Raw genomic sequence first — 14306 nt, forward strand, 5'->3', positions numbered from 1 at the left:
GCTCCTTCATCACTTGGACTATAAAAGAGCCATACTATTCGTATGCAGCGTCCTGTCACTTCGCGCTACTTTTCAGCAATATCGGGCATTCCGATGGATGGAATAGATGGAAAGTTTATCTTACCAGGCATTTTTGTCTGCTAAGCCACTAAATCATCTCTTATATTACAACGGTTAATGGTGGGCATTTCATAATAGATGAACAGGGATTAGAAAGAAAAAGCTGACCGAATCATAAGCATCCGGTCAGCAATGTTACTACATATCATTTAATCTACATTTTTTTCTGTATTAATCGATTTTAAAGTTTTCACTTAGTTGATCGATCAGACGGGAGAGCGTTACCGCTGCTTCCGCGCGAGTTGTGTTTGCTTTTGGAGCAAGTTGGCCAGTTGCTCTACCTTTGATCAGTTGTTCTGCAATAGCCGACGCCAGATCATCGCGTGCCCAGTTGCCGACTTGAGACCGATCTGTAAATGTGCTCAGCACTTGATTCGTATCGGTACCAAACGAACCGTCTGAGTCTACATAGCGCATCGTATTCAACAAAATATGCGTCATCTCTTCACGGCTGATTTTACGATTCGGCTTATACGTACCGTCAGTATAACCATTGCTTACACCGGCAGCCGTTACCGCTTGAATCGAATTGTTATACCATGCAGAGCTACGAATATCCGAGTACCCTGCTTTGCTTCCATCCGAGCTAAGCTGCAACAGATTGTTAATCATCTGGGCGAACTGTGCTCTGGTCAGCGTTGCATTCGGATCATATTTGTTGCCGCCCACACCATTCAGAATACCTAAACGATGCAAACGAGCAATATCCGCTTGTGCCCAGTGACCAACCGTATCGTCAAAGTCAGCAACATTTGTCGATTTCAACGTAATCAGTCGATCGGTATTTCCAGTTTCTCCGGCTGCGGTACCTTCGCCCGCAGCGGCGCCAACATTATTATCGGTTGGCTCAGCTGGTGTGGTTGGGCCTGGTGTGTCGGTCTCTCCAGCAGGCTCAGGTGTGCCGGTTCCTGCTGCTCCACCGTTTGTAAATTCTGGACCAAGACCAAGCTGACCTGGGACACGTCCGGCTGGTACATTGTCATCATCATTGCCAGTTCCACCGTTATCTTGCGTACTGTAATTAAGGGTTGCAACTGTACTCGATTCACCGTTACGGTTCAGGATAACGACAATCTGTCCTGACGTTTCTGGGAATTGTACAGGTACATCCACAAAACCATCCGCAGTTACGGTTACATTACCTAATTGAACGGTGCCTTGATTGTAAACATCACTTTGTACCGTTACCGTATCACCTGTCAGTACGCCATTCACTCGAACGGTTCCCTGATTTCCTTGCGTGTTCACCAGAGCGGCTTCAGGGCTATCCGGGTTGCCCGGAGTCGTTGGAGCGTCAGCGCCACTATATGGCAAGGTGGCAATTTCTGTCTCGGTTCCATTGCTTACTGTGCGCACTGAAAGTGTTCCACTTGCGGTTTGGAACGTAAACGTTAATTGCAGCGTACCATTCGCATCTGCTGTGCCTTCTTGTAAAAGTGTATTGTTCGCATCATATACACGTACAATCTCATTGGCAGCAACATTGCTAACGGCTACACTGCCTTGCGCACCATTGATCGTGCCCAATTGAGCTGTTGGTGTTGGTTCTGGAGTCGTTGGAATATCTACACCACTATAGGGCAGCGTAGTGATCGTTGTTTCCGTTCCTCCACGTGTATACGTTACAGTCAAGTCGCCATCAGCTGTAGTGAAGGTAAATGTTACGGTTGCTTCACCATTTGCGTTAGCGTTTTGAGTGCCCAGTAACTCATTGTTTGGTCCGTATACATTAATTACATCACCTGGCTGTGCATCGCTTACTGTTACTGTACCTTGTGCTCCATTAATGTCTGTCAGATCAGCGGCTGGCGTTGGTGTTGGAATCACGATGCCACTATACGGCAGAGTCGCAATTTCCGTTTCCGTTCCATTCGCTACCGTTCTAACCGACAGTTGACCATTCGCGTTCGGGAAGGTAAAGCTCAAGACCGCCGTTCCGTTTGCACCCGCTGTTTCTTCTGCAAGCTGTACATTTGTATCACTGTACACACGTACGATTTGTCCTGCGGCTACATTCGTCACCGTCACCGTTCCTTCATCACCATTAACATCGGTCACTTCTGCGGCTGGCGTTGGTGTTGGGATCACGATGCCACTATACGGCAGAGTCGCAATTTCTGTCTCTGTTCCATTCGCTACGGTTCTAACCGACAGTTCACCATTCGCATTCGGGAAGGTGAAGTTCAAGACCGCAGTTCCGTTTGCGCCCGCTGTTTCTTCCGCAAGCTGTACGTTCGCATCGCTGTACACACGTACCGTTTGTCCTGCGGCTACGTTCGTAACGGTTACTGTTCCGTCTGCGCCATCAATATTACTAATCGTTGCTGTTGGTTGTGGAGTCGTTGGAATATCTACACCGCTATACGGCAGGGTTACGATATTCGTTTCGGTTCCTCCACGAGTGTACGTTACGGTCAAATCGCCATCGGCCGTTGTAAATGTAAACACAACTGTGGCTTCACCGTTCGTACCTACGGACTGCGTGCCCAGCAATTCGTTATTAGGGCCGTAGACTTTGATCACATCGCCAGATTGCGCATTGCTCACTGTCACGGTTCCCTGTGCTCCATTGATATCAGTCAGATCAGCGGTTGGTGTTGGACTTGGGATCACAATGCCGCTATATGGCAATGTACCGATCTCCGTCTCGGTTCCATTCGCTACCGTTCTAACCGACAACTCACCATTGGCAGTTGGGAACGTAAAGCTCAGCACTGCTGTTCCACTTGCATTCGCTACCTCTTCTGCAAGCTGTACATTTGCATCGCTGTACACACGTACTGTTTGTCCTGCGGCTACATTCGTCACCGTTACGGTTCCGTCTGCGCCATCGATATCGCTAATGATCGCTGTTGGTTGTGGAGTTGTCGGAATATCCACACCGCTGTATGGCAGCGTGACAATATTCGTCTCGGTTCCTCCACGAGTGTACGTTACCGTTAGATCGCCATCGGCGGTCGTAAAGGTAAAGACGACTGTGGCTTCACCGTTCGCACCTACAGACTGCGTACCCAGCAATTCATTGTTTGGCCCGTAGACTTTGATCACATCGCCAGATTGCGCGTTGCTCACTGTCACCGTACCCTGTGCTCCATTAATATCTGTCAGGTCAGCGGTTGGCGTCGGTGTTGGGATCACAATGCCGCTATATGGCAATGTACCGATCTCCGTCTCGGTTCCATTCGCTACCGTTCTAACCGACAACTCACCATTGGCAGTTGGGAACGTAAAGCTCAGCACTGCTGTTCCACTTGCATTCGCTACCTCTTCTGCAAGCTGTACGTTCGCATCGCTGTACACACGTACCGTTTGTCCTGCGGCTACATTCGTCACCGTCACGGTTCCGTCTGCGCCATCGATATCGCTAATGATTGCTGCTGGTTGTGGCGTCGTTGGTATATCTACACCGCTATACGGCAGCGTTACGATATTGGTCTCCGTTCCTCCACGAGTGTACGTTACGGTTAAATCGCCATCGGCAGTCGTAAAGGTAAACACGACCGTTGCTTCACCGTTCGCACCTACAGACTGCGTACCCAGCAGTTCATTGTTTGGTCCATAGACTTTGATCACATCGCCAGATTGCGCGTTGCTCACTGTCACGGTTCCTTGCGCTCCGTTAATGTCAGTCAGATCAGCAGTTGGTGTCGGACTTGGAATCACAATGCCGCTATATGGCAGTGTGCCAATTTCCGTTTCAACTCCATTGGCTACCGTTCTGACAGACAGTTCACCGTTTGCATTCGGGAACGTAAAGCTCAGAAGTGCGACTCCACTTCCATTCGCTGTTTGTTCTGCAAGTTGTACATTTGTATCACTGTACACACGTACCGTTTGACCTACAATTACATTGCTCACGGTCACTGTACCTTGTGCTCCATTGATATCACTAATAATGGCTGTCGGTTGTGGAGTCGTCGGAATATCTACACCGCTGTACGGCAGTGTGACGATATTCGTTTCCGTTCCTCCACGAGTGTACGTTACGGTCAGATCGCCATCGGCAGTTGTAAACGTAAAGACGACTGTGGCTTCACCGCTACTACCTACCGATTGTGTTCCAAGCAGTTCATTGTTTGGTCCATAGACTTTAATCAAATCACCGGATTGTGCATTGCTTACTGTTACGGTTCCTTGTGCTCCGTTGATATCCGTCAGATCAGCGGTTGGCGTTGGACTTGGAATCACGATACCGCTATATGGCAGTGTACCGATCTCCGTCTCTGTTCCATTCGCTACCGTTCTAACCGACAACTCGCCATTGGCAGTTGGGAACGTAAAGCTCAGCACTGCTGTTCCACTTGCATTCGCTACCTCTTCTGCAAGCTGTACGTTCGCATCGCTGTACACACGTACCGTTTGTCCTGCGGCTACATTCGTCACCGTCACGGTTCCGTCTGCGCCATCGATATCGCTAATGATTGCTGCTGGTTGTGGCGTCGTTGGTATATCTACACCGCTATACGGCAGCGTTACGATATTGGTCTCCGTTCCTCCACGAGTGTACGTTACGGTTAAATCGCCATCGGCAGTCGTAAAGGTAAACACGACCGTTGCTTCACCGTTCGCACCTACAGACTGCGTACCCAGCAGTTCATTGTTTGGTCCATAGACTTTGATCACATCGCCAGATTGCGCGTTGCTCACTGTCACGGTTCCTTGTGCTCCATTAATATCAGTTAGATCAGCGGTTGGTGTTGGACTTGGAATCACGATACCGCTATATGGCAATGTACCGATCTCCGTCTCTGTTCCATTCGCTACTGTTCTGACGGACAGTTCACCTGTTGTATTCGGGAACGTGATATTCAGTATAGCTGCTCCGCTACCGTTTGCTGTAACTTCAGCAAGCTGTGCATTCGCATCACTATATACACGTACCGTTTGTCCTGGTGTTACACCCGTTACCGTTACTACACCTTCATCTCCATTTACACTACTAATAGAAGCTACCGGTGTAGGGGTCGTCGGAATAACGATGCCGCTATAAGGAAGCGCAGCAACTTCGGTTTCCACACCATTTACATTGGCTACAACTGTGAGCGTACCGTCAGCAGTCGGGAAGGTAAACGTAATAACCGCTTCTCCATTCGCTCCAGCTACTCCTGTACCTAATACGGCGTTATTGTCGTCATAGACCGTCACCGTCTCACCCGGATCAATGCCTGTAGCTGTGATCGTACCCTGATTGCTATTAATGTTCGTAATGACAGCTACTGGCTGTGGTGTAGCAGGAATATCTACACCGCTATAGGGTAGTGTCACAACCGCTGTCTCGGTTCCGTTACGAGTATACGTTACGTTCAGATCACCAGCTGCTGTCGTAAACGTAAACACGACCGTTGCCTGTCCACTGCTATTTGCTACCGCAGTACCCAGTACCGTATTGTTCGGACCGTAGACTTTGATCACATCTCCTTGCTGCGCATCATTCACTTCTACCGTTCCCTGTGCCCCGGTAATGTCTGTCAATGCCGCAGTTGGAGTAGCAACTGGAAGCGTAATATTGCTGTATGGCAGAACTGCAATTTCAGTTTCTGTTCCATTACTTACCGTTCTGACAGACAATTCACCATCTGTCGTTGGGAATGTAAATGGCAACACTGCTGCACCATTACCATCCGCTGTAATTTCAGCCAATTGTACATTCGCATCACTATAGACGCGCACCGTTTGACCTACAGCTACACCTGTCACAGTCACTACCCCTTGAGCGCCATTAATACCACTCAAAGCGGCAACTGGAGTCGGTGTCGTTGGAAGGGTAACGCCCGAATATGGAAGAACAACAATGCTACTCTCTGTTCCATTACGAGTAGAAGTAACCGTCAACACTCCATCTTCTGTAGGGAATGAGAACGTAATAACCGCCTGTCCATTACTTCCTACAGTCGATGTTCCCAGAACAACATTGTTCGGACCATAAACGGTCACCAGATCACCTTGCTGCAAACCTGTTGCCGTCACTGTACCTTGATCATTGTTAATATTGCTCAAAGCAGCACCTGGTACAGGGGTAGCTGGAATATCTATACCGCTGTATGGCAAGTTAATCAAATCGGTTTCTGTACCATTGGTCGTGGTAGTGACTCTCAGATCACCATCGCTGTTCGGGAAAGTGAATACGATCAGAGCTTGTCCGTTCGTATCTGCTGTTCCTGTGCCCAATACTACATTGTTAGGACCGTATACTTTTAAAATATCGCCAGCTTGTGCTCCAGTAACCGTCACTGTACCCTGACTACCACTAATGCTAGTCAGTGCAGCAGTTACTATACCTGGAGTTGCATCCACTTCAATATCCTGATAATCAAATGACAATACGGTAGTCTCTACCCCATTCGCCAGTGTACGCACAAACAACTTGCCCTGTGCTTTCAGGAATTTGAAGCTAATCGTTGCTTTGCCTGCGCCATCGGCAGGTGCGGTACCGAGCAGTGTAGTGTCATCATCGTATACATTGGCAACTGTACCTGGCTGTAGATTCGTCACCGTTACCGTTCCGATATCCGCATTAATGGAATCAACAACCGCCACTGGTGGATTTACCGGTGCAGCAGGCTCGGCGGTGTAGTTAACCTGAACTGGATCACTTTCCAGTTGAGCACGTGTCAGCACAAAAGTTAAATTTCCACCTTCAGGCAACAACGTAACCTGGAACATCACTGTACCGCTGGCATTCGCGATACCTGTACCAATGACGTTATCATTCGCATCCAGTACACGGATCGTATCACCAAGCTCAAGACCGGTTACCTGAATCATATCATTACTACCGGTCGCATTCGTTATGGCAATGCTGCCTGGATCAAGTACAGGACCTGGTTCCGAGTTGTACGGAATCGAGATTGCCGCACTTTCGATACCATTATGCTGTCTCGTTACAGAAATCGTGCCACCTTGCGGCGACAGTGTCGCATTAATAACGACTGCGCCCGCAGCAGAGACGGTACCTGTTCCTAGCACACTACCATCTTTGTAAACGGTAATTAGATCACCGGCAACCAGCGATACAAAGCTTACTGTATCCGAGCCACCCGCATTGTTAGCTACCGTTACTAGTGCTGCATCAATCGGCGGTACAACTTCCGGTCCATAATTTACAGCAACCGGATCGCTTTCAATACCGAGATATTTGGCTGTAGCATAAATGGTTCCGCCTGTTGGCGTCAGAGTCACGTCAATCGTAACTGTACCTGAAGCAGGAGCGGTTGCACTGCCAAGCACCTGATTATCTTCATAAATCGTTACCGTCAGTCCTTCGTTCACTCCGGTAACGGTTACGGTATCGCTATCACCGTAATTGTTTTGTGGAGTGACATTGGCAGCTGTAATATTCGGAATCAGAACGGCTCCATAATTCACCAGAACCGGTAAACTTAATACCCCATTACGCTCGACCACAAGGCTAACTGCGCCACCTGTCGGAGATAATGTAGCGTTGAGCTGCACAACGCCCTGTCCGTTCGCTGTTTCTGTACCTAAAAGGGTGCCGTCCGCATAAACATTCACTATATCATTTGGCTGAAGTGAAGTTACGTTAATTAGCGAGGAAACGTTAATTTCGTTTGTAATCGTCACATTGGCTGGGTTAATTGCCTGAACAACCTCTGCCACATAAGTTACGACCGTTGGCACGCTCTCTACACCGTTGCGTGTCAGTGTCACATTGACATTGCCACCAAGCGGAGTGAGCGTAACCGGAATATTCACGCTCGTATTGCCTGTAGCGACAGTGCCTGTGCCAAGCAAACTAACATTTCCATACACTTTAATGATGTCGCCAACCTGTAGACCACTCACGATGACTGTGTCTGCATTACCTGAATTATTGCCGACATTCACGCTTGCCGCAGCGACGGGTGGAACAACTTCGGCAACATAGGCAACAGGAAGAACAACGCTTTCCACGCCTTGATTCGTTACACTGATGCCAGCCGTACCGCCAAGTGGATTGAGCGTTACATTAATTGTCGCTTCTCCACTACTATTTACGGTACCGCTGCCCAGCAAACTACCATTGCCATACACCATGATCGTATTACCGGCAGTCTGTCCGGTGACGCGAACGATATCGTTATTACCCGAATTGTTCGTAATCGTGACATTCGCTGCATTGACAGCAGGAACGGTAATCGCCCCATAATTTGCAGACACGGTAGCACTTTCAATACCGTTTTGCGTAACACTCAGGCTCAGACTTCCGCCCTGTGCATTCGCAGCGACGGGTATGGTCACAATCCCGGTAGCCGTTGCCGTAGCTGTACCGAGTACCGTTCCATTCCCATATACTTTTACAATATTGCCAGAGGTCAGTCCGTTGACGGTTACATTCAACGAACCGTTTACGATACTGGATAATGACACCTGAGATAGATTCAGTGGTGGAATAATCTCAGCCACATAAGCAACGGCTGTTGCCGGGCTGACCACACCTTGATGCGTTACACTCACATTAACTGAACCGCCTAGAGGTGTTAACGTTACCGGAACGGTTACATTGCCCTGAGCACTTACGGTACCTGTACCCAGTACACCTGTACTATCGTATACAGTGACCGTATCGCCTTGCACTTGGCCGCTAACCGTTACGCTATCCGAGTCACCTGCATTATTCGTAGCGGTAATATTCGTTGCCAGAATAGCAGGAACAGTAATAGAAGGATAGTTTACTGTCGTTGTTGCACTCTGTAACAATCCTTCTTTTACACTCACGCTCAAGCTTCCGCCTGTCGGAGTTAAGACAACCGGCAGTGTTAACGAAGTCGTAAGCGCTGGGCCTGTAGCCAGAATAGTGCTACCCGAAGATATCGTTACGATCGAACCAACTTTCAAATTATTAACAGTGACGGTAGACGATCCGCCATACGCATTGTTGATGGAAACGTTAGCAGCAGCGATAGGAGGTACAACTTCTGCACTATACGTCACTGCATTAAATGCACTTTCCACTCCGCTGCGTGTACGGCTCACATTGATCGTACCGCCTTCGGCATTCAGTGTAGTGGAGACAACGGCTGTGCCACTCGCATTCGCTGTAGCTGTACCAATCGAGCTACTGCCAGAATATACAGTGACCAGATCGCCCGCACTAATATTGTTCACGGTTACAGTATCCTGTGAACCATAGTTATTGGCGACGGTAATACTGGAGGAAGGGATGGCGCTTAATACAGCAGCACCATAAGTGACATTTGTCCGGGAGCTTTCAGCAGTGCCGCGTTTGGCACTGACGCTAATTGTGCCCCCTGCCGGAACCAGCGTGGCCGTTACAGTGGCTGTGCCAGAGGCATTCACTGTACCTGTACCAAGCACCTGATTGCTGGAGTTGTACACAGTGATAATATCACCCGGATTTTGCCCGGTCACTGTGACAGTAGAGGAACCTGAGATTTGGTTGGATACACTCACCTGACCTGTTGTAGGCGCTGGAGTTGATGCCAGAATCGTGAAATTATTTTGCTGCGTGGACTCACCAATCGTAACGTTTAACACACTACGCGTATAAGCGGTAAACGTATAACTCCCTACAGCAGGAAGCACTTTATTGTTGAGTGTGAATGTATTGGAAGCACCTAGATTCAGCGTTAATAAACTGCTGAGCGTAACGGTTCTTCCGTCGGAGCTGATACTGTTGGAGGGAATATTCACTCCATTAAACTGATCCGCTGTCGTTGCCGTGAATCCTGCTGGCAGTGAAATGATCACACTACCAATCAGATTAATCGCGATTCCCGGCTCGTAAGTAAGAGTGACTGTGGCTGTTTGCCCTGCGACATTTTGACCATTAGCAGACGAAATACCTAATCCGCCTGCGGCATTCGCCTGCTTAGGTATACTAGGCCAAATTAGGCTAATAACCAGCAGCAGAATCAAAAACGAATACCCCTTTTTCCTCATCTCTTTCGCCCCTTTTGAAAGTTTGTAGTAGATGTCGACTAGGCTAGCAAATGAAGCTGGTAAGACTATTGTGCTGTAAACAAAGCAATTAGCAGTCTTATATTCCTAATTTAGGAATATATACAAATATACCCTCCTTTTCCTCTAATTTCGACTATTAATTAAAAAAAGATCACTATTTTTTAAAAAATAAGTATATTTTCTTATTTTTCCCTTAAATGTTTATAATATAAAAACGTAAAAACATCACTTTCTTGCCGATGATTACGAATCTACGATAAACAAAAAAGCCAGCGTATGGTACGCTGGCTTGACCGAATACGATTCGGTTACGATTTGCTTTTATGTCATCATCATTAGCCAATACTTTTATTGAATACAGCCGCAATCGCTTGCGCACGATCACTGACTCCCATTTTGTTAAAAATATTAGTTAAGTGATTTTTCACCGTATGCTCACTAATAAAGAGCGTAGCGGCAATTTCTTTATTGCTGGATGCCTTCACTACTAGCTCCAGCACTTCTTTTTCACGAGGCGATAGGCCAAACTGCTTTACGATCGCTTCCAGGCCGCGACCCTCTGCACCTTCCGACGAGACAGGGCGAGTAGCCACGGCAGGCTTTTCTTCAACCAGACTGATTTCCGTTTCCAGTGTATGACGGCTCAGTACAAACAAACGGAACTGGCTAATCAATCCTTGATCAATACCGCCAATCGGCAGATCATTAACGACACGCATATCATCATCAGCAGATGCCGCGATGGCGAAAGCAAGCGCCATAATCTGACCTCCACGGCAATACGACTTGCCTGCCGGCACTGACTGATTATCCTGTATAAGCCTATAATCCTCAATCATCTCGGCTTCCTGCTGGAACAGATGTGGGAAGCTACGCAGCATATTCGGATCGGAATAAGACATCAGACAGGCGCGACCGATCATATCAGCCTCATCCTTCGTAATACCGCCCCATGTCGCAAACTCCTGCACAATTCGCTGTGCATCGGCAGTCAATTGATACAGCGCTACATTCCACTCGCGGATCGATTCGTGCAAAATCTGCGCAAAGCGATTGCTATTGGACATGTACTGCTGGCGATCATATACCGATTTCATCACCACACTGCCCATCATAGCCAGTGCCGACAAAATCTCGCGACATTCTTCGCCTTCCTGCTCACTGCTCACTGCCACTGCCAGCACCGCACGTGTACGATTTGCATACACGATTGGATACTCCAGCATAATCGCAAATGGTGTACTGTGGTTAATATAGTAATTGGCTGCTGGCTGCTCACTATTTTCCAGATAGCGACGCGCAATATCTTTCGCATACGTCTCGCCATTTGGACTTTGCATGCCGCGTGCAACCATCTGAATTTTGCCATCTTCGGATGTACGGTGGACGACGATCGATGCAGACGGATTCCACACCAGATTAAGACTCATATCGACCAGCATAAACATCACGCGCTGTGCATCCTGTACCGACACGATCATCCGTGACAGCTCAATCAGCGGCTTAAATCGTTGCAGTTGTTTTTCCATCTTCTCATACGTGAGGTGGTTAGCGATATACCAGCCCATGAGCGAGATCATCGTCTCTTCAAATTGGAAATGTAGCCCTGGAATCGAACGCTCCTTATAGCTCACGCCAAACAGCAATCCGTACACTTCATCATCGTAACGAATCGGGAAGCACTGCACTTCATGAACTTGAGGCACCCCTTTTTGCAAAAAGAAATTGCTGCGTGGATCGCGTTCTACATTCGTCCAGCGCGATGGCTGCGCGCTCAGCACGGCCTGTCCAAGAAAGCCTTCTCCGTCATGGAACACCGCACCGTTCAGCTCTGGTGCAGCTGTACCCATGCTATTAATGACCGTATACTTGCCAGTTCCGGTGCGTAGCGCAAAGCCGAAAATATCCGCCAGATCACTGGATGACAGCACAATTCGCGTAATTTCTTCAATCGGGTTTACAGCCGACTGCTCCGTAACGAGTGTATCACTCAGAGCGACCAGTCGATCTGTTAAGCGCTTCTCCTTATAACTCGATTTCAAAATTAACGACATCGCTCGTGCCAGTCGCGTAATTTTCTCACGTTTAAACAGTTCTTGCTCAGGCGTTATCTCTCGGGTCTCATGCACCCAGCGCTGCATCGCCTCAAAAAAGCCAGTCGACACATCCGCATCTTGCTGTACAAAATTCGGATGAGACAATACCGATTCGCGCGTACCGGTCTGAATCAAAATTCCTGCCCAAATATAAAAGCTGGGCGAGAGCGGTTCCAGATTCACCGGTGCAATCAGCCAGCGAATACCCGGCACCCATTGATCCGATAGTAACGTTTGCTTGATCCCCTGTAACTTGCCAATCTCCTGCTGCATCAAGCGCTGCATTTCATCGGCATGCTGTTCAAATATAGCAGCATGGCTCAAATGTGAAGGTGCGGTCATCAAACGTCCTTCATGATCGGTCACTATAATGAATAGATCGGTTAACTGAGCATACGTATCCTGCAACTCCTGACAAACGTCTCTTATATCACTAACGATCCCTGTTGTATCAATCATAGGCATTCAGATCCACTTCTGTCTGCACATATGGCGCCCTGTAGCGGTAAATAGCGCGAACACCATCACCATTCTTTTCAAGGATCGACATATCTGCCAGACGATTTAGGGCGCGCTCGGTGATCTCTTGACTGCGGCCCAGCCTCTTCGATAGGCCACTACATGTTTCGATCGCATACGGATTATTTTCAAAAAATAAAGTGCATTCCATTTGTAACGTAATTACATCGCTTTCTGCTACCATAAGGTCCCCATCCCTCCTTAGATCAGTTGCACAAATGGTTCATTGGGTGCGTTCGCAATAATGTGCGGCGTAGACACACGACCGCTAGGGGATTTGGTAACCTGAAGATACTGGTAATTGCCATCTACCCACGTACGAATAACCCCATTACATGTACGCTCCAGGAATGAAGCTGTCTCTGTTCCAATCTCCGCAAAGTTGCAATGCACAACAATCGTAATACCAAGCGAACGCCAGGTAGACATTTCTTCGGCAAAATAACGCAACAGGAAGTCGCGGCCACGCTCGGAAATGATGGTGTTCAGGTCGTAATAGATAAACCAGCGTCGATCACACGTATCCTCGCATTCAAAAATGGGTCCCAGCTTATCATTTAATACCTGTGCGTAATCTTCATTCGCCACCTTATCTACGCGAATCATCGCTTTTTCAAGATCGGAATCGACGGCTCTGCGATAGTGCTCAATAAAAAATGCTTTTCCTTGACGTGCCGATTCCCGCAACGATACACCAAACAGCTCAATCGTATCGGCAAATGTATCCAGTGGAGTATTACCCGACATTAACGCCACCGTGCAATCATCATCTCGTAGGCGCTGGGCATAGATCGAAGACATCAGATAGCGATAGTTCGCTTTACTATTCGTATCGATCATGAATACGCTACCGCGAGGAATACCGCCGCCAAGCAATTCATCCAGTGTGTCGATACCTGTAGAAAATACTTCCTTTTCTCGCGTTAACGTTTTATCCTCAGCCATCGACAGAGATGGAACGATGTAGACACCTTCATTCATAAACTTGTAGGTGTGCTCGCCTTCCATAATGCGCGTGCCACGCATTTTCAGCACCTCAATGGTACGCTTACGGTATTTTTCCATCAGCGGCTTGAGGGAGAGCCTGACAATCCCATCGCATATATAATTTTCAAAAGGGATATTCATTTCGCTAAGCTCCGCATATTCGCGGATAAAGAAAGACGTTAGATTGTGCTTACGCATAATATTGCGAATCGTATATACATTATTGCGAACGTGTTCACTCGCGCTCACCATACGGAATAAGCTGATACTATCGATCACTACACGCTTACAGCCAATCTCGTTCACTACCGCTTCAAATATACCGTTAGGCTGTAGCATCTGATCCAGTAAAATATCTGGCTCCATGCAAATAACGCGCAGCTTATTTTCCCGTTCTAGCTGACGCAAATCCCATCCAAATCCGCTCATATCTTCGTAAATTTGCTCCGGTAATTCTTCAAATGTGATGTACATTCCTGGCTCGTTGAAGTTGATCGCACCTTCTACAAGGAACTGCATCCCGATCGTTGTTTTACCGGTTCCAGGCTCGCCCTCGAGAATAACTACAGCTCCCGGTGGGATACCGCCATGCAAAATCTCGTCGAGTCCAGGGATACCTGTACGAATAGCACGTGTCTTAATAGCGTTTGTGTTAGGCATATA

Annotated in this window: 4 protein-coding genes; all 4 read right to left on the reverse strand. The window is 48.0% G+C overall.

What is annotated here, in order from left to right; all coding sequences use genetic code 11:
- Positions 1–291 precede the first annotated feature (291 nt).
- Positions 292–10020, reverse strand: a complete 9729-nt coding sequence (locus AAHF22_RS22775; protein WP_347327288.1) for an S-layer homology domain-containing protein — start codon at positions 10018–10020, stop codon at positions 292–294.
- A gap of 356 nt (positions 10021–10376) precedes the next feature.
- The gene (locus AAHF22_RS22780) at positions 10377–12602 is read right to left on the reverse strand and encodes a LuxR C-terminal-related transcriptional regulator (RefSeq protein ID WP_347327289.1); all 2226 of its coding nucleotides are present in this window, start codon (positions 12600–12602) and stop codon (positions 10377–10379) included.
- The gene (locus AAHF22_RS22785) at positions 12589–12840 is read right to left on the reverse strand and encodes a hypothetical protein (RefSeq protein WP_347327290.1); all 252 of its coding nucleotides are present in this window, start codon (positions 12838–12840) and stop codon (positions 12589–12591) included. Before AAHF22_RS22785 ends, AAHF22_RS22780 begins: the two co-directional genes overlap by 14 nt.
- Positions 12841–12857: 17 nt before the next feature.
- Positions 12858–14303, reverse strand: a complete 1446-nt coding sequence (locus tag AAHF22_RS22790) for an ATPase domain-containing protein (RefSeq protein ID WP_347327291.1) — start codon at positions 14301–14303, stop codon at positions 12858–12860.
- Positions 14304–14306 lie beyond the last annotated feature (3 nt).

Origin of the sequence: Paenibacillus wenxiniae, from assembly GCF_039822605.1 — a bacterium.
Lineage (GTDB): Bacteria > Bacillota > Bacilli > Paenibacillales > Paenibacillaceae > Saccharibacillus > Saccharibacillus wenxiniae.

Coding starts and splice junctions, on each gene's coding strand:
- AAHF22_RS22775 (WP_347327288.1), bottom strand. CDS start 10,020: ATGAGGAAAAAGGGGTATTCGTTTTTGATTCTGCTGCTGGTTATTAGC.
- AAHF22_RS22780 (WP_347327289.1), bottom strand. CDS start 12,602: ATGCCTATGATTGATACAACAGGGATCGTTAGTGATATAAGAGACGTT.
- AAHF22_RS22785 (WP_347327290.1), bottom strand. CDS start 12,840: ATGGTAGCAGAAAGCGATGTAATTACGTTACAAATGGAATGCACTTTA.
- AAHF22_RS22790 (WP_347327291.1), bottom strand. CDS start 14,303: ATGCCTAACACAAACGCTATTAAGACACGTGCTATTCGTACAGGTATC.